Below are 21202 nucleotides of genomic sequence, written 5' to 3'. Positions count from 1 at the left end.
AAGAGATTTGCATGAGCACGATCCGTTGCGACATCGTCAGCGCCGAGCAGGAAATCTTCCGTGGCGAAGCGACCCTGGTCGTGGCCACCGGTGAGCTGGGCGAACTGGGCATCGCGCCCAAGCACGCGCCGCTGATCACCCGCCTGAAGCCGGGCAAGGTGGTGGTGACCACGCCGAACGGCGAGCAGCTGGATTTCGCCATTTCCGGCGGCATCCTGGAAGTGCAGCCGCAGGTGGTGACCGTGCTGGCCGACACCGCGATCCGCGCACAGGACATCGACGAAGCCTCGGTCCGCAAGGCCAAGGAAGAAGCCGAGCGCATCCTGGCCAACCGCGGCGAAGCGATGGAAGTGGCTGAAGCCCAGCAGAAGCTGGCCGAAGCCGTCGTCCAGCTGCAGGCGCTGGAGCGCCTGCGCAAGGCCCTCAAGCACTGAGGTTCGCGCGTCATCAAGCAGAAACGCCGGCTTGCATGCCGGCGTTTTTGTTTGTTCTCCACAGGAGCAGGGAATGCAGCAGTATTCGACAACGATAGAGGGCGGCAGCTGGCAGCGGCAGTGGCGCACACCGGCGGGCGCATTCCTGGTTGCCTGGATGGTCCTGTGCCTACCATGGCTCAGTGGCATCAAGACCATTCCCTTCGACGCCGTGCAGCAGTTCTTCCCGGCTGTCAGCTTCAGTGCCGAGCAGCTGCGTCATCTGCAGGCCCCCTGGTGGAATCCCTATCTCTACGGTGGCTACCCGCAGGTGGCCGACCCGCAGATGATGACGCTGCAGCCGACGATGCTGCTGCCGATGCTGCTGGCACCCAGCTCCCTGCACCTGTTTACGGTGGTGGTGCTGCTGCATGTGCTGGCAGGCGGCCTGGGTGCGCTGCGGCTGGGCCGCCTGCAGGGCATGGCGCCGCCCGCGCAGCTGCTGTTCGCACTCACGTTGATGTTCGGGGGCGTGGCCGCTTCGCGCCTGCAGCACACGCCGATGATCATCAGTTACTGCCTGCTGCCCTGGCTGTGGCTGGGCCTGGAGCAGGTCCGCCGGCGGGGACGGATGCGCGACATTCTGCTGGCCGGTGTGGCCGGCGGCCTGTGTGCGCTGCAACTGACCCAGGTCACCTATTTCATCATCCTCGCGTGCGCGATCTACGCCGTGGGTGCTGTCCTGCTGGCACAGGGGCAGCGCGTGCGCCTGCTGTGGCAGCTGGGCGTGGTGGCCATTCTCGCCGGCGCTGTGAGTGCGCCGCAGTGGCTGTCCACGCTGGCCTGGCTGGACCAGACCAATCGCAATGGCTTGTCGCTGGAAGCCGCGCTGCCCGGTGCCATCCACTGGCAGACACTGGTGACACTGCTGTCGGGCAACGTGTTCTCGCAGGGGCGCGGCGATAGCTGGGCCTTCGGTGACATCAGCGCCGACTACCTCTATCTGGGGGCAGTGCCGCTGGCGCTGTGGCTGCTCTGGGGCGGTGAGGTGCTGCGGCGCAGGCCGGCGGCGGCCCGCATCGCGCTGTGTGCGCTGACGCTGGCGATCCTGGTCGCGGTGGGTGGCGCGACGCCGCTGTTCCCCTGGCTGTTTGGCTGGCTTCCGGGGCTGGACCTGTTCCGGCGCCCATCCGATGCGCTGTTCCTTACCGTGCCCGCGGCGGCGTGGTTGGGTGCCAATGCGCTGCAGGTTGCCCTGCAGCGGCAACCGTTGCGATTGCACTGGGTGTCTGTGTCGGCCGTCGCGATGCTGGCTGCGTGTGCCGCATGGCTGGCGATCGATCATGGCCATCCGCTCGCCTTCGCCTGGCTTGCCGTCAGCGCCGCGCTGGGCGTGGCCGCAGTGCAGGTGCTGCGCCGCCACCCGGCGCCTGCGCGCTGGGTGCTGGCACTGGTGCTGCTGGACCTGCTGTTGTTCAACGTCGGCACCAGCTTCAACGCGGGCAGCGGCACCAAATCGGTGCTCACCGCCGATCGTGCGGGTCCTGCGCAGCGCGCCTATGCGTTGCTGGCGGCAGAGCGGCATATCGGCATACCCGAGCGCGCGGTGGTCTTCGGCATCGGTGGACTCACCAACGGTGCGGCGGTGCATGCCATTGCGCTGGCAAATGGCTACAACCCCCTGCTGGCAAGCGACTATCTGCAGATGACCGGGATGCCGGGCGAACCGGTCGATACCTTCCAGCAGAAAGCTCCCACTGCCTGGATGCCAGACACCGCTGCTCCCCTGTACGACCTGCTGGGCGTGCGTTGGCTGCTGGCCCAGGAGCCATTCCCGGGCTCCAGTGCGCAGGGCAACCAGGTGGAACTTGCGCGGCGCGGCAGCGTGCTGCCACGCGTACTGAATCCGCGGCAGGTGCGCCGCCATGACGAGCGTCTACCGCCTGCACCGCTGTTCAACCAGACCGATTTCAAACGGCAGCTGTGGCTGCCCGCCGCCGCCAGCAGCCTCTGCGCCGAACAGGATGCTGGTGAGGCCACGGTGCAGGTGCTGCAGTACCTGCCCGGACGCATCGAGCTGACGGTGGTGGCCGACCGTGCGGCGTGGGTGGTGATCAACGAAACCACCGGCCGTGGCTGGCAGGCGCAGCTCGAGGATGGCCAGGTGCTGCCGCTGCTGCGCGGTAATGGCCTCTTCCATGCGTTGTGCGTGCCGGCCGGGCAGCATCAGGTGCGGTTGCGCTACAGCGCGCTGCAGCTGTGGCGTGAGGGAGTGAGCGCGCGCCTGCACGGCGCCGGTGATCGCTGACCCCGATCAGCGGTACACAAGGTAGCGCATCAACAGGAACGACACGCACGCCAGCCCGCCTTCCACCAGCGGCTTGGCCAACCAGGCGTACTGCAGGCCAAGCGCGTGGTCGACCACGCTCACCAGCAACGTGCTTGCCGCGGTCAGCAGCAGCCACAGCGCGAAAAAGCGTGCGAAACGCCTCCAGCCCAGCTTGTGGGCGCCGGCCTCGGCAAAGGTGTAGCGGCCATTGAGCCAGAAGCCCAGCAGCATGCCCGCCAGGCGTCCGGCGACGTTGGCCGGTGCCACCGCCATGCCCAGCGCGGTGGCGACCACGAACACCAGCCAATCGACGAGCAGCTGCACGAGCCCGATGAGGAGGTAGGCGCTTCCCTGGCGGACAAGGCTCATCGGCATGGTGAAGGAGGAGGGATGCCCATGTTAACGGCCCACGCTCTAGAATCACCGGCAACGAACCACGGACCGCCGCTCCTATGACCCAAGCCCTGCACGTCATCATCCTCGCCGCCGGCGCCGGCAAGCGCATGAAGTCGGCGCTGCCGAAGGTGCTGCAGCCGATCGCCGGCCAGCCGATGCTGGCGCACGTGATCGATGCAGCCCGCGAGCTGCAGTCGGCTGCCATCCACGTGGTCTATGGCCATGGCGGTGAGGCAGTGCGGCAGCAGTTCGCCGACCAGCCCGACCTGCAGTGGGCTGAACAGGCGCAGCAGCTGGGTACGGGCCACGCGGTGGCGCAGGCAATGCCGCAGGTGCCGGATGCCGTACAGGTGCTGGTGCTGTACGGCGATGTACCGCTGATCCGCGCGCAGACCCTGCGCGACCTGCTGGCGCAGCCGGGGCGGTTGGCGGTGCTGGTCGCCGAGGTTGATGACCCGACCGGTTACGGCCGCGTGCTGCGCGATGCCGAAGGCAAGGTGGGTGCGATCGTGGAGCAGAAGGACGCCACCGACGACCAGCTGCGCGTGCGTACGATCAACACCGGCATCATCGCTGCGGAGTCGACCGCGCTGCGCCGCTGGCTGTCGCAGCTCTCCAACCGCAATGCACAGGGCGAGTACTACCTGACCGACGTGTTCGCGTTTGCCGCGCATGAGTACACCCCGGCCGAAATGGCGCTGGTGGCCGACGCGCAGGAAGCCGAGGGGGCGAACGATCCCTGGCAGCTGTCGCAGCTGGAACGCGCCTGGCAGCGCCGCGCGGTGCGGGCGCTGTGCGCACAGGGCGCACGCGTGCGCGACCCGGCACGACTCGACATCCGTGGCACCGTCACCGTGGGCAGTGACGTGCTGATCGATGTCGATGTCGTTCTTGAAGGCAATATCGTGCTCGGCGACGGCGTCACCGTTGGCCCGTTCAATCGCCTGAAGGACGTCACTCTCGGTCCGGGTACCGAAGTGCGCGCGCATTGTGACCTGGAAGGCGTGGTCACCGAAGGCGCGGCACTGGTCGGTCCGTTCGCGCGCCTGCGCCCAGGCACTGTGCTGGCCGATGGCGTGCACGTCGGCAACTTCGTTGAAACCAAGAAGGTCACCCTCGGCGTCGGCAGCAAGGCCAATCACCTCACCTATCTGGGCGATGCGGTGATCGGCAGCAAGGTGAACATCGGTGCCGGCACCATCACCTGCAACTACGACGGCGTGAACAAGTCGACCACCACCATCGGCGACAACGCGTTCATCGGCTCCAACAGCTCACTGGTGGCGCCGCTGACGATCGGCGAGGGCGCGACCATCGCCGCAGGCTCGGTCATCACCCGCACCGCCCCGGACGGCAAGCTGACACTGGCACGTGCACGACAGGAAACCATCGATGGCTGGAAGCGCCCGGTCAAGAAATCCTGAGCCACGCCTTCCGCACGCCGACGAGCTCGGCGTGCTGCCGGCGATCGAACAACGCGCCGGTGAACTGCTGAAGGGTCACCAGGCCTACCCGGTGTTTGCCGGGCACGGCCTGGACCTGCAGACGCTGCAGGACGGCCTTCGGCGTGGCCAGTTGTGGGTGGTCGATGCCGCCGAAGGCGGTATTGCGGGCTACCTGCTGGCTGGCGAGTTGTGCGGCGAGTTCCATGTCCTGCAGATGGATGTGGACCCGGCGCGTGCGCGTCGCGGCCATGGCCGTGCATTGCTGCGCCATGCCTTGGCACAGGCCAGGGCCGCCGGCTTCGCTGCAGCGGTGCTGACCACGTTGAGCGATGTGCCGTGGAATGCGGCCTTCTATGCCAGCGAGGGCTTCGTTGAAGTGCCGGAGGCAGAGTGGGGCGACGGCCTGCGCGCAGTCATGGCCGAAGAGGCTGCGCTTGGGTTTCCGATGCACCTGCGGGTCGCGATGCGGCGATCCATCTCTTCGCTGGGTGGCTGAAGGTCGGCCACCGGTCATGGGCGTTACTTTTCTTTGTGCGCAAAGAAAAGTAACCAAAAGAAACGCTCCGCCGGTCGCGAGCCGATGCTGCGCATCGGTGCCCTGCGCTTCTCGGTGAATCAGGGGACGGCGCCGAACTCGCTGCGCTCAAACATCGGCGCCTCTGCGCCCCGGATTCCCCTGCGATGCTCGGCTCGCTCAAGGCGGAACCAACATCCAGAGCCACAGCTGCACCCAGTCGATTCAAACTACGCGTGGATCTCGTTGCATTTGCTCTTGATGCTCCCGTTCCCCTGGAGCGCAGGATGCCGATGCCGCAGCTTTGGCAGGTGCCAACCTTGATCGGCACATCCACGCATGGCGTGGATCTACCTGATCGACCTACTCAACCCACCGGCAACAGGATCGACACGCACAACCCGCCATCACCGCGGTTCTGCAGCGACACGCGCCCGCCATGTGCCTCCACGATCTCGCGGGTCAGCGCCAGCCCCAGCCCGGTGCCGTTGCGCTTGGTCGAATAGAACGGCATCAGCGCGTTCTGCAGCACCTGTTCGTTCATGCCCTTGCCGCGGTCCAGCACATCCAGGCGCAGCCACTGCGGCAACCGCGTCAGCTGTACCTGCACGTCATCGTTGGGTGGATCGGCTTCGGCGCAGGCTTCATGGGCGTTCTTCAACAGGTTCAACAGTGCCTGCCCGAACTGCGCGATGTCGATGCGGCTGCTCAGTTCCTCGTCCGGCTCGCGCTCCATGGTGAACGGGATCTGCTGGCGGAGGCTGGACAGGAACGGCGCCCAGTGCACGGTCTGCAGTTGCGGCTGCGGCAGCTTGGCGAAGCGTGCATAGCCACGGATGAAGCCTTCCAGGTGGCGTGCGCGATCCTCGATGGTGGTGAAGATCTCCGGCAGCCGGTCAAAGCGTTCACGCTGCACCAGTACACCGCCGGAGTGGGCCAGCGAGGCAATCGGCGCCAGCGAATTGTTCAGTTCGTGGCTGATCACCCGGATCACCTTCTTCCAGGTCTGTACTTCCTGGCGGCGCAGCTCGGCGGTCAGCAGGCGCACCAGCAGCAGATCGTGCGGACGACCATTGAGCTGGAAGGCGCGGCGCGAGAGGTGGTAGACCTGTTCGTCATCCTCATCGCCGTCTTCGCCTTCGGCATGCACCGCGAACAGGCTGTCACCGCCGCGGGCGATCGCGTCGCGCAGCTCCACCGGCACCTGTTCGAGGACATCCTCCAAGCGCTGGCCCTCCAGCTTCCAGCCCCCGTGCAGCAGCTTGCGCGCAGCCAGATTGGAGAACACTACGCGGGCGATGCCATCACCACCCGAGGCGATCAGCAGCATCGCCACCGGCGTGTTCTGCACCATCGTGTCCAGAAGCAGTTCGCGTTGCACCAGGCCCTGCCGCTGTGCACGCAGCACATCGCCCAGTTCGCGGTGTGCCTGCACCAGGTCGCCGAGCTCGTCATTGCCGGGCCAGTGCACGCCGAAGTTGTATTCGCCGTCGCGATAGCTGCTGGTGGTGCCCGCCAGGGCCCGCATCAGTGACCGCACCGGGGCGGTAGCCCGACGCAGGGTCCACCACATCAGCGATAGCAGGATCAACGCCGACACCGTGGTCACCACCCAGCCATGGTTCATCCAGTACGCCAGCAACCACGGCAACGCGGCGGCCAGCGCCAGCACCGGCAGCAGGCGCAGGAACAGGCGGAAAGTGAACGAGCGCCGTTTCATTCGCGCGGAATGCCGTGGCGGTCCATGCGCCGGTACAGGGCCTGGCGGCTCAGGCCCAGTTCGGCGGCCGCCTGGGCGATGACGCCGTGATTGCGTGCCAGCACATCCTCGATGCGCTCGCGGTCGGGATCGTTGCCAGCACTCGGTGCCGGTCGCGGCGTCGGTGCAGCCCGCGGCAGGTTCAGGTCGGCCACCTCGATGCGATTGCCGGCCGCCAGCAGTTCTGCACGCTGGATCACGTTGCGCAGTTCGCGCACGTTGCCCGGCCACGGGTGCCGTTGCAGGGCCGCGCTGGCAGCGCTGGACAATGGCTTGCCGGCCGTCAGGAAGCGCTCGGCCAAGGGCAGGATGTCGCCCGCGCGCTCGGCCAATGGTGGCAGCACCAGTTCCACCGTATTGAGGCGGTAATAGAGATCTTCGCGGAACGTGCCGTCGCGGATCATCGCCGGCAGGTCGGCATTGGTCGCGCTGACCACGCGGACCTTGACCTGGCGTTCGCGATTGGAGCCCAGGCGCTCGAAGCGGCCGGTTTCCAGCACGCGCAGCAGCTTCATCTGCCCGCCGAGTGACAGGTTGCCGATCTCATCCAGGAACAGCGTGCCTCCGTCGGCAGCTTCGAACTTGCCCTCGCGCGCCTTGTTGGCGCCGGTGTAGGCGCCGGCATCGGCACCGAACAATTCGGCCTCGATCAGTTCCGACGGCAGCGCGCCACAGTTGACCGTGACGAATGGGCCCTTGGCCACCAGCGAGTTGGCCTGGATGATCTGCGCGATCTTTTCCTTGCCGGCGCCATTGGGGCCGGTGATCAGCACCGGCAGCTCGGAGCGCGCGACCTGGCAGGCCAGGGCGATGACGCGCTCGCTGGCCGGATCGGCGAACACCGCACCGCACAGGTCGTACTTTTCTTCCAGCGCATTGCGCTGGCGCAGCTCACGGCTGCGGCGGCGGTCCAGTTCGCGCCGCGCCTCGGACAACTCCAGCAGGTTGTTGACCGTGGTCAGCAGCTTGCGGTCGTCCCACGGCTTGGCCAGGTAGTCGGCGGCGCCGGCCTTGACCAGGTCCACCGCGCTGCTCAGGTGGGTCCAGGCGGTCAGCAGGATCACCGGCAGGTCCGGGTGGCGCGCGCGGATCTGCGCGAACAGGTCTTCGCCTTCCTCGCCGGAGGTGGTGTCCTCGCTGAAGTTCATGTCCTGGATCACCAGGTCGACCGGCTGCGACTCGAGCAACGCCAGCCCCTCGGCCGGGCTCTGCGCCTGCAGGGTGTCGATGTCGTGCAGGGAGAACAGCACATCCAGCGCGGTGCCCACGCTGGCGTTGTCGTCGATGATCAGGATCGAAGGCATCAAGCGGTTCTGCAGAAAGGGATGGGCGGCGCCGATGGAGCCGTGTTCGTGTCCATACGCCGGGAGAGCCCGGCGCCACCCATCAAGCATAGCCAAACCCGTAGCCGTAGGGGCAGCGGGCTCAGCTTCGGGGCGGAGGCGGTGGTGCCGGAGGCGGCGGGGTGACCAGGGCCAGGCGCCAGGCAGCCGCATTCACCGGAACAGTCAATTCACGTCTGTCGCGGCGCAGCAACAGATAGACGGTTCGGCCCGTGGAGTGGCGAAGGGCATCGACAAGATGCTCGACCCGGCGCACGGCGGTGTCGTCCATGCGCAGGATGCGATCGCCGCTGCGCACGCCGAAGCGGGCTTCGGGACTGGCAGCCTCCACATGCACCTGTCCCTCGGTCGAGCGCAACGCCAGTCGCGCATCATCCTGGCGCCATTCCAGTGCCTGCGAGCTGCCACCGCCGGCCTGTGCCGGCAGTGGCAGGAGCACCATCATCAGCAGCATCCAGCGGATGCGCATCTCACGCGCCCCGCGTGGCAACCGCAGGCGGTACCGCTGCTGCACGCCGGGCCGGTCCGAACACCGCGATCTGGCCGAGCACCCACAGCAGCAGCGCGCCCAGCGGCAGGTAGTGCAGCGGCATGCGCGGCAGCTCGTACATGTTCATCAGTGCCAGGTTGATCGCGTAGGCGGCCAGCATGCCCAGCACGATGCCCAGCGTGGCCAGCAGGAAGTTCTCGGTCTGGAAGTAGCGCAGGATCTGCCCACGCGTGGCACCCAGCGCACGGCGGATGCCGATCTGCTTGCTGCGCTGCTGCACCCAGAAGCTGGCCAGGCCGATGATGCCCAGTGCGGTAACCACCAGCAACGAGATGCTGACCGTGATCAGCAGGCCGACCATTGCGCGGTCGTTCTTGAAGAAGTCCTTGCGCTGGTCTTCATAGGTCAGCTTGTCGCGCATCAGACGGTTTGGATCATTGCGCTCCAGTGCGGCGGCGGCGGCATCGAGCACTTCCTTGCGGCGCGCCGGGTCGGTGCGCAGCACATAGGTGCCACCTTTATCGAACGTGCTCCGGGTGGGCAGCAGCATCGAGTTGGTCCAGTTGTCGTTCCAGCCATTGGGCGTGCTGAGCGTGTCGACGATGCCGACTACGTGCAGCGACTGCTTGCCCATGTAGTAGGACTTGCCCAGTGCGCTGCCATCGGGTTCCATCTTGGCGGCGGTGGCCTGGGTGAGGAGAATCGGGATGGCCTTTTCCTTGCCGCCGCCCGTGCTGACGTCCTCGAAGTTCTGGTACTCGTCGGGCAGGAAATCGCGGCCTGCAATCAGGTTGATGCCCATCGTGGCCAGCCCGTTCTCGGACAGGTTGTACATCGAGGCGTTGGTGGTCGGCCGTTCCTGGTCGATCACGCGCGAGATGCTGCTGCTGGAGGAGCCGTTGCGGAAGGGGACCTGGTTGATGATGGTGACGTTGCTGACGCCGGGGATGGCGCGCAGCGATGCCAGGTCCTCGCGGGTGCGGGCCAGGGCGTCGGTCTGCTTGCCGATGCCACTGACGCGCAGCATCACCAGTTCGTTCTCGGCGATGCCACTGGGCATGCTGATCTTCTCCACGCGCTGGCTGACCAGGAACAGCGCGTTGCAGACGATGGCGCAGGTCAGTGCGACTTCCAGCACGATCAGGGCAGCGGCGGTCTTGTGCCGGCGCAGCGTGCTGAGGATGGGGCGGATGTCCATGGGAGTCCTCGTTCGGATGCTTACTGCGACTTGAGCTGGATGGCCGGTGTGACCTGCATCGCGCGCCAGGCGGGCAGGAAACCGGCGGCGAGGCTGGCGAACAGGGTCAGGCCCAATGCGAGCAGCAGCATGCTGCCGTCCAGGTGGGCGAGCTTGGCGTACTCCACCGGCTGCTGGCGCACCGCGAACAGGCCGAGCAGGGCCAGGCCGATGCCCAGCACGCCACCGACCACGCCGACCGCGCCGGCTTCGACCAGGCACTGCAGGAAGATCTGCCCGCGGCTGGCACCCAGTGCACGGCGCACACCGATTTCACCACTGCGACGCAGGAACTTGGCCAGCAGCAGGCCCACCGTATTGACCAGGCAGACGCCGAGAAAGCCCAGCGCCAGCCACAGCTGCAGGCGGACATCGCTGGGTACTGCGCCGTTGAAGTCCAGCCATTCCATCACGGTGCGCAGGCGAACGTTCGGCGGGTGCTTGAAGCGGCCGGCTTCACGTTGCTGCGTCGAATAGTTCTCCAGGTAGCGGCGATAGTCGGCGGCCTTGGCCGGGTCCAGTTCCACCCAGTACTGCAGCCACGCGCACGGTGCATTGAGCGAGTAGCTGTTGCCGTCGGGGTTCTCGCCGAAGCAGTTCATGTTGCCGTTATTGCCAAGCTTGAGATCGAAGGAGGTCGAGATCGGCAGCAGCAGGTCTTCGTCCTTGCCGTAGCTGCCTGTGGTCAGGTCGTAGAAGTGCGGCTCTGGGCTCCACTCCTTCATCACACCGACGATGCGGAAGCTCTGGCCTTCCATGCGCAGGTCGCGGCCCACGCTGTTGGCGCCCTGGAACAGCTTGTCGTTGAGTGCCTTGGAGATGACCACCACGCGGGCACGGGCTTCGTCATCCTCGTGGCTCCACGGGCGGCCGTACTGCATGGGCACCTCGAACATGGGGAAGAAGTCGGCCGACGTCCAGCGGGTATCAATGCTGAAGGGCTTGAGGGTGCTGCTGGCGGGCTCAATGGTCCCACCGCCACCGCTCATCAGCGCCTGGCGCTCACCCTTGGCTTCGCGCAGCAGTGCTTCACCATCGAAGCGGGTCAACTGGGTTTCCGGCTCTTCGCCGGCGACGTAGGCACCGGTCGCGGCGTCGAGCTGCACGTAGAACAGGCGGCCGCTCTTGCTGGGAATCGGGTCGCCGGACAGCACATGGAACACGGTCAACGTGGTCATCGATGCGCCGATGCCCAGCGCGATGGCGATCACCATCAGCGCGGTCAGTACCTTGTTGCGGCGGAAGCTGCGCACCGCCAATCGGGCGTAGTAGGCGAACATGGTCGGGCCCTCACTCGTTGACGGCGACGATGTGGCGCGGCGGGGTGGCCAGCACCGGCTCGCGCACCAGGTCGGTCACCTGGCCGTCGACGATGTGCACGTTGCGCTGCGCGCGCGCGGCCAGTTCCGGGTCATGGGTGACCATCACGATGGTGGTGCCGGCGGCATTGATCTCCTCCAGCAGTTCCATCACGCCGCGGGCCATCTGCGTATCCAGGTTGCCGGTCGGTTCGTCGGCCAGCAGCAGGCGCGGGCTGCCGGCCAGGGCACGCGCGATCGCGGCGCGCTGCTGCTGGCCACCGGACAGCTCATTCGGGTAGTGCTTCATGCGCGAGCCCAGGCCGACCTGGGTCAGCGCCTTCTCGATGCGCTCGCGGCGCTCGTTGGCGCTCATCTTGCGGTAGCGCAGCGGCACGTCGACGTTGTCGAACAGGTTCAGGTCGGGGATCAGGTTGAAGCCCTGGAAGATGAAGCCGATCTTCTGGTTGCGCAGTCGGCTGCGGGCATCGTCGCCCAGCGTGCTCACGTCCTGGCCGTCGAGCATGTAGGTGCCGCTGGTGAAGGTTTCCAGCAGGCCGGCGATGTTGAGGAAGGTGGTCTTGCCGGAGCCGGACGGACCGGTGACGGCGACGAACTCGCCTTCCTTGACCTGCAGTTCCAGCGAGCGCAGTGCGTGGGTTTCCACCTGTTCGGTGCGGAAGACCTTGGCGACCGAGCGCATTTCGAGCATGTACATGGGGTGTCCTCTCTCCAGGATTCAGGTATCAGGTATCAGTTGACGGAGACGCGTTCGGCGTCCTTGAACAGGTCGCTGCCGGAGACCACGATGCGGTCGCCCGGCTGCACGCCCGACTTGATTTCCACTTCGCCCAGGCTGCTGACGCCCAGTTCCACCGGACGCCGTACCGCAGTGCGGCCATCCATTACGTAGGCGATGCCGTTGCCCTGTTCGACGAACGGGCCGCGCTCGACCTTCAGCACGTCCTTACGGGTATCGAGCAGCACGCGCACCGACATCCGCTGGCTCTGGCGCAGGCCTTCCGGCTGCGCGCTGGCGAAGCGCACGCGGGCGTTGACCTCGCCGTTGACCACTTCCGGCGACACCGCACTGATCTCGCCCGGGAACGGCTTGCCGTTGCCGCCGGTCAGCTGCGCCGGCATGCCGATCGCCAGGTCACGGGCGAAGCTCTCCGGTACCTTGATCTCGACCTCGAACTTGGACAGGTCGACCACGCCCAGCACTGGCGCATTGGCGGCCAGGTTGGTGGACTGGACGGCCTGCACCTGGCCGACCTGGCCGTCGAACGGCGCGCGCAGGGTCAGCGCGTCCACCTGGCGCTGCACCTCGGCCACCACCGCCTTCTGGCGGTCGGCCAGCAGGCGCTTGTTGCGGGCGTCCAGGTCAGCGCCCTGGCTCTGCAGGCGTGCATCGGTGGTGGCGTTGGCCAGGGTGATGTCGGCCTTCTTCAGCGAGTCCTTGGCCTTGGCCAGATCGATCTGCGGCACCGCGCCGCCGTCGTAGCCACGCTGGTAACGCTGCAGGTCGCGGTCGGCGGCCTGGCGCTCGATGGTGGCTTGGTCGGTTTCCTTGCGCGACTTGGCGCGGGCCAGGGTGGCGTCCAGCGCGGCGCGGCTGGCCTCGGCTTCCAGGCCGGCCAGGGTGGCCTGTTCCTGGGCCAGCTTGCTGCGCAGTTCCGGGCTGTCGATGACCGCCAGTTCCTGGCCCTTCTTGACCACGTCGCCGGCGACCACCTTCAGGTCCACGGTGCCGGCCGAGATGGCGTACAGGATCGGGCTGTTGGCGGCGATCACGCGGCCGTCGGCGGCGATGTCGCGGACCAGGTCCCCGCGCTTCACTTCGGCGATGCGCACGCGGCTGCTGTCGTAGGAGCGGCTGGCGTTGGACCAGGCGTACACGGCCCAGCCGATGCCGGCCAGCAGCGCGATGGCGCCCAGTGCCGGCCAGCGGTAACGCTGCCAGTTGGCGCGGGTGGTGCCGGACGGGGCGGAGGAAACGATCTGGTCCTGTGCGGAGGTGTCGCGGATCATCGGGTGCGTGCCTGACGGTGGTAGTGGGTACCAAGCACGTAGCGTGCCAACTTTATTTCCTTGTGGGTCAATGGGTTGGGAAGCACCCTGGAGTGTCCGGGTGTCCGCGGACACCTTTCCGGACACTTTCATTAAGCGGACAGGAGGGGGAAGCGGGGCACGCAGGCTAGAATGCGCCGATCGTCTTCAAGGAATCGCGTGACATGTGTGGAATCGTGGGTGCAATCGCCGATCGCGACGTAGTGCCGGTGCTGATCGAGGGTCTGAAGCGCCTTGAGTACCGCGGTTACGATTCCTCCGGCATCGCGGTGATCGACCACGCCGAGCGCCCTGAGGTACGCCGGGTGCGTCGCACGGGTCGCGTGTCGGAAATGGCCACGGCGGCCGAGGCCGAAGGCTTCAATGCGGTGCTGGGCATCGGCCACACCCGCTGGGCCACCCACGGGGGCGTCACCGAGGCCAACGCGCATCCGCACATCAGCCACGGCGTGGCGCTGGTGCACAACGGCATCATCGAGAACCACGAAGCGCAGCGCGAGAGGCTGCGCGCGATGGGCTACACCTTCGAATCGCAGACCGATACCGAAGTGATCGCGCACCTCATCCATCACCACCTGAAGGACGGCGACGACCTGCTGGTGGCGCTGCAGCACACGGTGAAGGAGCTGACCGGCGCCTACGCGCTGGCCGTGGTCAGCCGCGCCGAGCCGGAGCGCTTCGTCTGCGCGCGCATGGGCTGCCCGTTGCTGGTGGGCCTGGGCGAGGGCGAGAACTTCGTCGCCTCCGACGTTTCGGCGGTGATTTCGGCCACCCGCAAGGTGATCTTCCTGGAAGAGGGCGACACCGCCGAGATCCGCCGCGAGGGCGTGCGCATCTTCGACGAGCATGACCAGCCGATCGAGCGCGAGGTGCACCTGTCCGACGTATCGCTGGCATCGCTGGAGCTGGGCCCGTACCGCCACTTCATGCAGAAGGAAATCCACGAGCAGCCGCGCGCGCTGGGCGACACCATCGAGGCGGCGATCGACGCCGGTGGTTTCCCGGCCGAGCTGTTCGGCAAGAATGCCGAGGCCGTGCTGTCAGGCATCGAAGGCGTGCAGATCATCGCTTGCGGCACCAGCTATTACGCCGGCCTGACCGCGCGTTACTGGATCGAAGCCATCGCCGGCCTGCCGTGCAGCGTGGAGATCGCCAGCGAGTACCGCTACCGCGCCGCCTATGCGAACCCGAAGCACCTGATCGTCACCATCTCCCAGTCCGGCGAAACGCTGGATACGATGGAAGCGCTGAAGTACGCCAAGTCGCTGGGCCACACGCACACGCTGTCGATCTGCAACGTGCCGGAGAGCGCGATTCCGCGCGCCAGTGAGCTGGTCTGCTACACCCGTGCCGGTGCCGAGATCGGCGTGGCGTCGACCAAGGCCTTCACCACCCAGCTGGCCGCACTGTTCCAGCTGACCGTGGTGCTGGGCAAGCTGCATGGACGTATCGACGCGGCGCAGGAAGCGGACTACCTGGAGCAGCTGCGCTTCCTGCCGGGCAGCGTGCAGCACGCGCTGAACATGGAGCCGCAGATCGCCGCCTGGGCCGAGCGTTTCGCGCGCAAGAGCAGCGCGCTGTTCCTGGGGCGTGGCCTGCATTACCCGATCGCGCTGGAAGGCGCGCTCAAGCTCAAGGAAATCTCCTACATCCACGCCGAGGCCTACCCGGCGGGCGAGCTGAAGCACGGCCCGCTGGCGCTGGTGGACGAGGACATGCCGGTGGTGGTGATCGCGCCCAACGACAGCCTGCTGGAGAAGGTGAAGTCGAACATGCAGGAAGTGCGTGCGCGCGGAGGCGAGCTGTTCGTGTTCGCCGACCAGGACAGCAACTTCAACGAGTCCGAAGGCGTGCATGTGATCCGTACGCCGCGCCATGCCGGCGTGCTCAGCCCCATCGTGCACACCATCCCGGTGCAGTTGCTGGCTTACCACACCGCGCTGGCGCGCGGCACTGACGTGGACAAGCCGCGTAACCTGGCCAAGAGCGTGACGGTGGAGTAAGCCCGTCGGATCCATTGGATGCTGCATGCGAAAGGGGCCCACGTGGCCCCTTTCGTTTGTGCCGACGGGAGTGCGAAGTGGGACAGCCGCCAGGTGTTCTGTCCGCCATCGGCAGCAGGCAATCAATCTTTAATGCATGGCATCGGCTGTATTCAGCGGCGGTTTCAGCCGCGGTGCCATTCTCTGGATCGTCAGTTGGTTCCCACGACGAACTGTCCTATCGATGCCGGTAGTGACCGATGGTCGCAGTCGTAGAATCGATTTGTCCGAGGTCCGGGTTGAGCGGTTGAGCCCACCTCGTTCGCGTTGCAGCACATCGTCTGCCGATCCGTTCCAAGCGGCAGCCGGGTGCGCCAGACGTGCGCTGAAAGGTCTGTTCCCGGGGAGGGGGCGTATCGGAAGAGCACACTTTTTGACTTCAGTGACCTGCACCAGGAAACAAGAATGAACGTCCGCGAACTCCTGCAATCCAAGAAAGAAGCTGTCATCACCATCGACGCCGAAGACACCATCGGTGCCGCCGCCCACAAGATGAGCGCGAACAAGATCGCTGCGCTGGTGGTGATGAAGGACGATGCCCCGGTCGGCATCATTTCCGAAAAGGACATCGTGCGCACCCTGGCCGACGACGGCCCGCAGGCCGGCCGCCGGGTGATCTCCAGCCTGCCGTCCACCGGCCTGGAAGGCATTGCGCCGGACGCCACGCTGAAGCAGGCCATGTCGCTGATGACATACTCGCGGCGCCGTCATCTGATGGTTACCGAAGGCACCCGACTGGTTGGCATCCTCAGCCTGGGTGACATCGTGAAGAACCTGCTGGGCGAGCTGGAACTGGAAAAGGCCGTGCTGCAGGACATCTACATGGCCGCCCACTGAGGGCTTGACCCTTGGATGCAGAGAAGCCGGGCATTGCCCGGCTTCTTCGTTCACGGTTTCGGTGATATCAGAAAGTGACCTTCACCGAGTCGGCGCTGTAGTTCGCTGGGCCGTGGTAGACCACTTCGATGTTGTTGCCATCCGGATCAATCACGAACGCGCCGTAGTAGCCCGGATGGTAAGGGCGTTCGCCCGGCGCGCCGTTGTCGGTGCCGCCGGCGGCGATCGCGGCGGTATGGAAGGCGTCGACGGTGGCGCGGTCGCGCGCCTGGAAGGCCAGATGGTGGCGGCCGGTCAACTGGCCGGCGGCGGCCTCGCTGCTGGCGTTGGAAATGAACAGCTCGTCGGCCCAGAAGTAATCATCACCTTCGCCGGCGATCGGGATGCCGATCGTCTCGAACACCGCCTGGTAGAAGCGGCGGCTGGCGGCCAGGTCGCGTACGACCAGCTGGATGTGGTCGATCAGTCGTCCGCGGTGCAGTTCCATCGTTTCCATACCAACCTCGCAAAAAAAGGGGACGGAGGGGATTAAGTCGCTTGCGGCCTAATAGTGCCAGAAACGGCTTAATCCCCTCCGTCCCCTTTTTGTCAGTTGGCGATGATCTCGACCCAGTAGCCGTCCGGGTCCTTGATGAAGGCCAGGTTCTTCATGCGGCCGTCGGTCAGGCGCTTCTGGAAGGCCACGCCGAGGTCTTCGAAGCGCTGGCAGGCGGCCTCGATGTCCGGCACCGACACGCAGATGTGGCCGAAGCCGCGCGGATCGCTGTTGCCGTCGTGGTAGACCGCGCCGTCCTGGCTCTCGGTACCGTGGTTGTGGGTCAGTTCCAGGACGCCCGGCAGGCCGGCCATCCACACGCGGCGCTGGTTGTCGTCTTCCGGTACGACCGCACCGGCCGGCATGTAGGCCAGGAAGTACAGGCTGAACCGGGCGTCCGGGAAGTCGCGCTTGTCGATCAGCTGGTAGCCGAGCACGCGGGTGTAGAAGTCCAGCGAGGCGGTGATGTCCTTCACCCGCAGCATGGTGTGGTTGAACACGAAGCCAGTGGTTTCGGCCGGGGCTTGGGCGGCGACGCCAGGGACATCGCGCAGGGCGGGAATGGTCATGGGGGAGGTCCTTCAGACGGGGCCGTTGCCGGCCGGATGGGGCTATTCTACCGGCCGTCAGCTGACGGCACCGCGACGTACAATGGGCGGATCGCACCGTTCCGTTCTGAGCATTGCCCGCCATGTCGCAGCGTGAATGGGTGGCCGCCGCCATCCGCAAGATCGAAGCCGATTTCAACCGTTCCGCCGATACCCACCTGATCCCGCTGGCGCTGCCCGGGTTCGAGGGCATCGATCTGTACCTCAAGGACGAATCGAGCCATCCCACCGGCAGCCTCAAGCACCGGTTGGCACGCTCGCTGTTCCTGTATGCGTTGACCAACGGCTGGTTGCGCGAGGGCCGGCCAGTGATCGAGGCTTCCAGCGGCTCGACCGCGGTGTCCGAAGCCTATTTCGCGCGCCTGCTCGGCCTGCCATTCATTGCCGTGATCCCGGCGACCACCTCGCCGGAAAAGATCGCCGCGATTGAGTTCCACGGGGGACGCTGCCACCTGGTCGAGCGTGCCTGCGAACTCAACTGTGAATCGGAGAAGCTGGCCCGCGAAACCGGTGGCCACTTCATGGACCAGTTCACCTATGCCGAGCGCGCTACCGACTGGCGTGCCAACAACAACATCGCTGAATCCATCTTCAAGCAGATGGCCGAAGAACCCAGCCCGGTTCCCGAATGGATCGTGTGCAGCCCCGGTACCGGCGGTACCGCAGCCACGCTGGGCCGTTATGTCAGCTACCGCCGGCATGACACCCGCATCCTGTGCGCGGACCCGGAAGTGTCGGTGTTCTTCGACGGCTACAAGGCGGCCGTGGCCGGTGAACTGGACTGGCGTGGACTGACCTGCAGCGGCGGTTCGCGCGTGGAAGGCATCGGACGGCCACGGGTGGAGCCGAGTTTCATCCCGACCAGTGTCGATGCGATGGTGAAGGTGCCTGACGCGCTGAGCCTGGCCGCGATGCGTCATGTCAGCCGCCAGCTCGGCCGCCGTGTCGGCGGCTCTACCGGCACCAACTTCATCGGCGTGCTGCAGGCCGCGCAGTGGATGCGTGAGGCTGGCCACCAGGGCAGCATCGTCAGCATCCTGTGCGACAGCGGCGAGCGCTACGCGCAGAGCTACTACGATCCGGCGTGGTACGCGCGGCAAGGGATCGATGTCGACGGCGCCGATGCGCAGCTGGCGGCGGCGGTGGCCGGGCAGGGGCTGCCGGAACTGCCGTGGTGCAGCCTGGAAGCGCTGTAGCCGGCTGGCATTTCCGCCGGGCCATGCCCGGCGGCGGCCGCGGCGGTGTGTCGTACCCCCGATCAATACCCTGCTGCGGTGAACGCGTCCAGCACCACATCGCGCAGTGCATCGGGCAAGGCCTCGATGTCCATCGCACGGTCATCCAGGTGCAGGCTCGGGTCCAGGATGCTGGCGCGGCCCTGGGCCAGGGCCTGCAGCCACAGCAGCACGCAGATCACGAACTCGCGCTCGTGGCCCAGCTGCAGTTGGCTGGCGCCGCGCTCGACCACTTCGAACGGGTACCACTCCTGGGCGTCATTGAACGTGCCGCCCTGCTGCAGCACCGCCTGCAGCTGTTGCAGGTGGCGCGGGGCGTCATCGCCGGCATCGCACAGCGCGGCGATCCAGGTCAGTTCGGCCGGGCTGGCAGACAGCGCCAGCGACCGCGCCGGTGAGGCGGATGCAACTTCAGCCAGACCTTCCATGTGGGGCCTCGTTCGGTACCTGCTGCTGCGGACTCCCCCGCAGCCAGAGCTTCGGTGCGCGACCGTAAGGCCGATGTGAATGCCGTGCCCCCTTGTCAGTCACGCCTGCCAGCGCCATATCTACAGGGCTGCCCGCCTGCCGGGCCCGTTCCCTGGAGATCTGCCGTGACCGTTGCCAACCCCCTGCTCGATTTTTCCGGCCTGCCGCGCTTCGAGGCGATCCGCCCCGAGCATGTCGCACCGGCGCTGGATGTGCTGCTGGCCGAGGCCGAAGCCGCCGTCAGCAAGGCCGAGCAGGTGCAGTCGGTGCGCTGGGAGACCTTCGTCGCCCCGCTGGACGATGCCACCGAGCGCCTGTGGCGCGCCTGGGGCCTGGTCGGCCACCTGCAGGCCGTGGTCAACACCCCGGAGCTGCGCGAGGCCTACAACAGCAACCTGCCGCGGGTGACCCGCTTCGCCAGTGCGCTGGGCCAGAACCTGGCGCTGTACCGCCAGTACCAGGCACTGGCCGCAAGCCCCGAGGCTGCGGATTTCGACGAGGCCCAGCGCAAGGTACTGGACAACACGCTGCGTGATTTCCGCCTGGGCGGTGCCGAGCTGGCGCCCGAGGCGCAGCAGCGCTTTGCTGCGATCAAGGAAGAACTGTCGGCGCTGTCGGCGAAGTTCTCGCAGAACGTGCTCGACGCTACCGATGCCTGGTCGCTGATCATCGAGGACGAAGCGCGACTGAAGGGCGTGCCGGAAGACGTGAAGGCCGCCGCGCACGCCGCAGCACAGAAGGACGGCCAGACCGGTTGGAAGCTGACCCTGCAGATGCCGTGCTACCTGCCGGTGCAGACCTGGGCCGAAGACCGCGACCTGCGCGAGATCCTGTACCGCGCCAGCGCGCAGCGAGCCTCCGAATTCGGCGATGACGCGCTGGACAACAGCGGCAACATCGACCGCATCCTCGCCTTGCGCGCGGAACTGGCAACGCTGCTCGGCTTCGCTTCGTACGGCGATTATTCGGTGGCGACCAAGATGGCGCAGGACCCGGCCGAAGTGCTGGGTTTCCTGCGCGACCTGGCCTCGCGCGCCAAGCCGTTTGCCGCCAAGGATCGTGCCGAGCTGGAGCAGTTCGCGCGCGAACAGTTGGGCATCGAGACACTGCAGGCCTGGGACCTGGCATTCGCCGCCGACCGCCTGAAGCAGGCGCGCTACAGCTATTCCGAGCAGGAGGTGAAGCAGTACTTCAGCGAACCGAAGGTGCTGGGCGGCCTGTTCTCGGTGATCGAGCAGCTGTACGGCCTGCGCGTGCAGGAAGACAGTGCGCCGGTCTGGCATGAAGACGTGCGCTTCTTCCGGCTGGTCGATGCGCAGGGCGCGCTGGTCGGCCAGTTCTACCTGGACCTGTACGCACGCGAGGGCAAGCGCGGCGGTGCGTGGATGGACGATTGCCGCAACCGTCGCGTGCGTAGCGACGGCAGCGTGCAGACCCCGCTGGTCTACCTGGTGTGCAACTTCGGCCGTGGTGCCAACGGCAAGCCGGCGACTTTCAGCCACAACGAAGTGACCACTCTGTTCCACGAGATGGGCCACGGCCTGCACCAGCTGTTGACCCGCATCGGCGAGCTGGGCGTGGCCGGCATCAACGGCGTGGAATGGGACGCGGTGGAGCTGCCCAGCCAGTTCATGGAGAACTTCTGCTGGGAATGGGACCACCTGCAGGGCATGACCGCGCACGTGGACAGTGGCGAGCCGCTGCCGCGCGCGCTGTACGAGCGCATGCTGGCCGCGCGCAATTTCCATAGCGGCATGGCCACGGTGCGCCAGCTGGAGTTCGGCCTGTTCGACATGCTGCTGCACAGCCAGTTCGAACCGGCGCAGGACAGCGTGCTGGCGCTGCTCGACCGCGTGCGCGCGGAAGTGGCGGTGAACCACCCGCCGGCCTGGAACCGCTTCCCGCACCAGTTCAGCCACATCTTCGCCGGTGGTTACGCTGCGGGTTACTACAGCTACAAGTGGGCCGAAGTGCTCAGTGCCGATGCCTATGCTGCGTTCGAGGAAGCGCCGCAGGCACTGGCTGAAACCGGTGCACGCTTCCGCGATGAAATCCTGTCGCGCGGTGGCAGCCGCCCGGCGGCGGAGAACTTCAAGGCCTTCCGCGGCCGCGCACCGCAGATCGACGCGCTGCTGCGCCATTCGGGCATGGCGTAAGCGCAAAAAAAAGGGGACGGAGGGGAT

Annotated in this window: 19 protein-coding genes; 8 read left to right on the top strand and 11 right to left on the bottom strand. The window is 66.5% G+C overall.

Annotated features, from left to right (window positions below):
• The first annotated feature begins 11 nt into the window (after positions 1-11).
• The gene (locus B9Y82_RS15955) at positions 12-434 is read left to right on the top strand and encodes a F0F1 ATP synthase subunit epsilon (protein WP_100473990.1); all 423 of its coding nucleotides are present in this window, start codon (positions 12-14) and stop codon (positions 432-434) included.
• Between the two features lie 73 nt (positions 435-507).
• Positions 508-2721: a hypothetical protein gene (locus B9Y82_RS15950; RefSeq protein WP_100473989.1), complete on the top strand. Its 2214-nt coding sequence runs from the start codon at positions 508-510 to the stop codon at positions 2719-2721.
• A gap of 6 nt (positions 2722-2727) precedes the next feature.
• Here B9Y82_RS15950 and B9Y82_RS15945 read toward each other — a convergent pair whose 3' ends face one another.
• On the bottom strand, positions 2728-3111 hold the full coding sequence (locus B9Y82_RS15945; RefSeq protein ID WP_100473988.1) for a GtrA family protein: 384 nt from the start codon (positions 3109-3111) through the stop codon (positions 2728-2730).
• A gap of 83 nt (positions 3112-3194) precedes the next feature.
• On the opposite strand from B9Y82_RS15945, the gene glmU reads away from it, so the two are divergent.
• Positions 3195-4562, top strand: coding sequence for a bifunctional UDP-N-acetylglucosamine diphosphorylase/glucosamine-1-phosphate N-acetyltransferase GlmU (gene glmU / locus B9Y82_RS15940; protein WP_100473987.1), 1368 nt, complete (start codon positions 3195-3197; stop codon positions 4560-4562).
• The gene (locus B9Y82_RS15935; RefSeq protein ID WP_100473986.1) at positions 4531-5079 is read left to right on the top strand and encodes a GNAT family N-acetyltransferase; all 549 of its coding nucleotides are present in this window, start codon (positions 4531-4533) and stop codon (positions 5077-5079) included. Before glmU ends, B9Y82_RS15935 begins: the two co-directional genes overlap by 32 nt.
• 385 nt (positions 5080-5464) lie before the next feature.
• Here B9Y82_RS15935 and B9Y82_RS15930 read toward each other — a convergent pair whose 3' ends face one another.
• The 7 genes from B9Y82_RS15930 to B9Y82_RS15900 all read right to left on the bottom strand — a co-directional run bounded on the left by B9Y82_RS15930 (position 5465) and on the right by B9Y82_RS15900 (position 13255).
• A complete protein-coding gene (locus tag B9Y82_RS15930) occupies positions 5465-6817 on the bottom strand; it encodes a sensor histidine kinase (RefSeq protein ID WP_100473985.1) in 1353 nt (450 codons plus the stop codon).
• On the bottom strand, positions 6814-8160 hold the full coding sequence (locus B9Y82_RS15925; RefSeq protein ID WP_100473984.1) for a sigma-54-dependent transcriptional regulator: 1347 nt from the start codon (positions 8158-8160) through the stop codon (positions 6814-6816). The genes B9Y82_RS15930 and B9Y82_RS15925 overlap by 4 nt, the downstream gene beginning before the upstream one ends.
• 121 nt (positions 8161-8281) lie before the next feature.
• Positions 8282-8650: a PDZ domain-containing protein gene (locus B9Y82_RS15920; RefSeq protein ID WP_238381669.1), complete on the bottom strand. Its 369-nt coding sequence runs from the start codon at positions 8648-8650 to the stop codon at positions 8282-8284.
• Between the two features lie 19 nt (positions 8651-8669).
• Positions 8670-9887 carry an ABC transporter permease gene (locus B9Y82_RS15915; RefSeq protein WP_100473982.1) on the bottom strand — a complete coding sequence of 406 codons (1218 nt, stop codon included), beginning with the start codon at positions 9885-9887 and terminating at the stop codon, positions 8670-8672.
• Positions 9888-9907: 20 nt separating this feature from the next.
• Positions 9908-11206: an ABC transporter permease gene (locus B9Y82_RS15910; RefSeq protein ID WP_100473981.1), complete on the bottom strand. Its 1299-nt coding sequence runs from the start codon at positions 11204-11206 to the stop codon at positions 9908-9910.
• A 10-nt stretch (positions 11207-11216) separates the two neighbouring features.
• Positions 11217-11942: an ABC transporter ATP-binding protein gene (locus B9Y82_RS15905; protein WP_014038558.1), complete on the bottom strand. Its 726-nt coding sequence runs from the start codon at positions 11940-11942 to the stop codon at positions 11217-11219.
• A gap of 35 nt (positions 11943-11977) precedes the next feature.
• Entirely contained in the window at positions 11978-13255 is a 1278-nt protein-coding gene (locus tag B9Y82_RS15900) for an efflux RND transporter periplasmic adaptor subunit (RefSeq protein WP_100473980.1), read from the bottom strand.
• 203 nt (positions 13256-13458) lie between these two features.
• Between B9Y82_RS15900 and glmS the strand changes: the two genes are divergently transcribed.
• Both glmS and B9Y82_RS15890 read left to right on the top strand, forming a co-directional pair.
• Positions 13459-15297, top strand: coding sequence for a glutamine--fructose-6-phosphate transaminase (isomerizing) (glmS, locus tag B9Y82_RS15895; RefSeq protein ID WP_100473979.1), 1839 nt, complete (start codon positions 13459-13461; stop codon positions 15295-15297).
• Positions 15298-15741: 444 nt separating this feature from the next.
• The gene (locus B9Y82_RS15890; protein WP_100473978.1) at positions 15742-16173 is read left to right on the top strand and encodes a CBS domain-containing protein; all 432 of its coding nucleotides are present in this window, start codon (positions 15742-15744) and stop codon (positions 16171-16173) included.
• Between the two features lie 67 nt (positions 16174-16240).
• On the opposite strand, the gene B9Y82_RS15885 is transcribed toward B9Y82_RS15890, so the two are convergent.
• Both B9Y82_RS15885 and gloA read right to left on the bottom strand, forming a co-directional pair.
• A complete protein-coding gene (locus tag B9Y82_RS15885) occupies positions 16241-16669 on the bottom strand; it encodes a VOC family protein (RefSeq protein ID WP_100473977.1) in 429 nt (142 codons plus the stop codon).
• A gap of 92 nt (positions 16670-16761) precedes the next feature.
• Positions 16762-17277 (bottom strand): lactoylglutathione lyase, encoded by a 516-nt coding sequence (gene gloA, locus B9Y82_RS15880; RefSeq protein WP_100473976.1) that lies wholly within the window; start codon positions 17275-17277, stop codon positions 16762-16764.
• Positions 17278-17399: 122 nt separating this feature from the next.
• On the opposite strand from gloA, the gene B9Y82_RS15875 reads away from it, so the two are divergent.
• On the top strand, positions 17400-18512 hold the full coding sequence (locus B9Y82_RS15875) for a PLP-dependent cysteine synthase family protein (protein WP_100473975.1): 1113 nt from the start codon (positions 17400-17402) through the stop codon (positions 18510-18512).
• Between the two features lie 62 nt (positions 18513-18574).
• On the opposite strand, the gene B9Y82_RS15870 is transcribed toward B9Y82_RS15875, so the two are convergent.
• Entirely contained in the window at positions 18575-18979 is a 405-nt protein-coding gene (locus B9Y82_RS15870; protein WP_100473974.1) for a hypothetical protein, read from the bottom strand.
• A gap of 165 nt (positions 18980-19144) precedes the next feature.
• On the opposite strand from B9Y82_RS15870, the gene B9Y82_RS15865 reads away from it, so the two are divergent.
• Positions 19145-21175, top strand: a complete 2031-nt coding sequence (locus tag B9Y82_RS15865; RefSeq protein WP_100473973.1) for a M3 family metallopeptidase — start codon at positions 19145-19147, stop codon at positions 21173-21175.
• Positions 21176-21202 lie beyond the last annotated feature (27 nt).

It is taken from the genome of Stenotrophomonas maltophilia, assembly GCF_002799155.1.
Taxonomy (GTDB): domain Bacteria; phylum Pseudomonadota; class Gammaproteobacteria; order Xanthomonadales; family Xanthomonadaceae; genus Stenotrophomonas; species Stenotrophomonas maltophilia_R.
The sequence above is the reverse complement of the archived record's forward strand: the minus strand, read 5'-3'. Positions and strand labels throughout refer to the sequence as shown.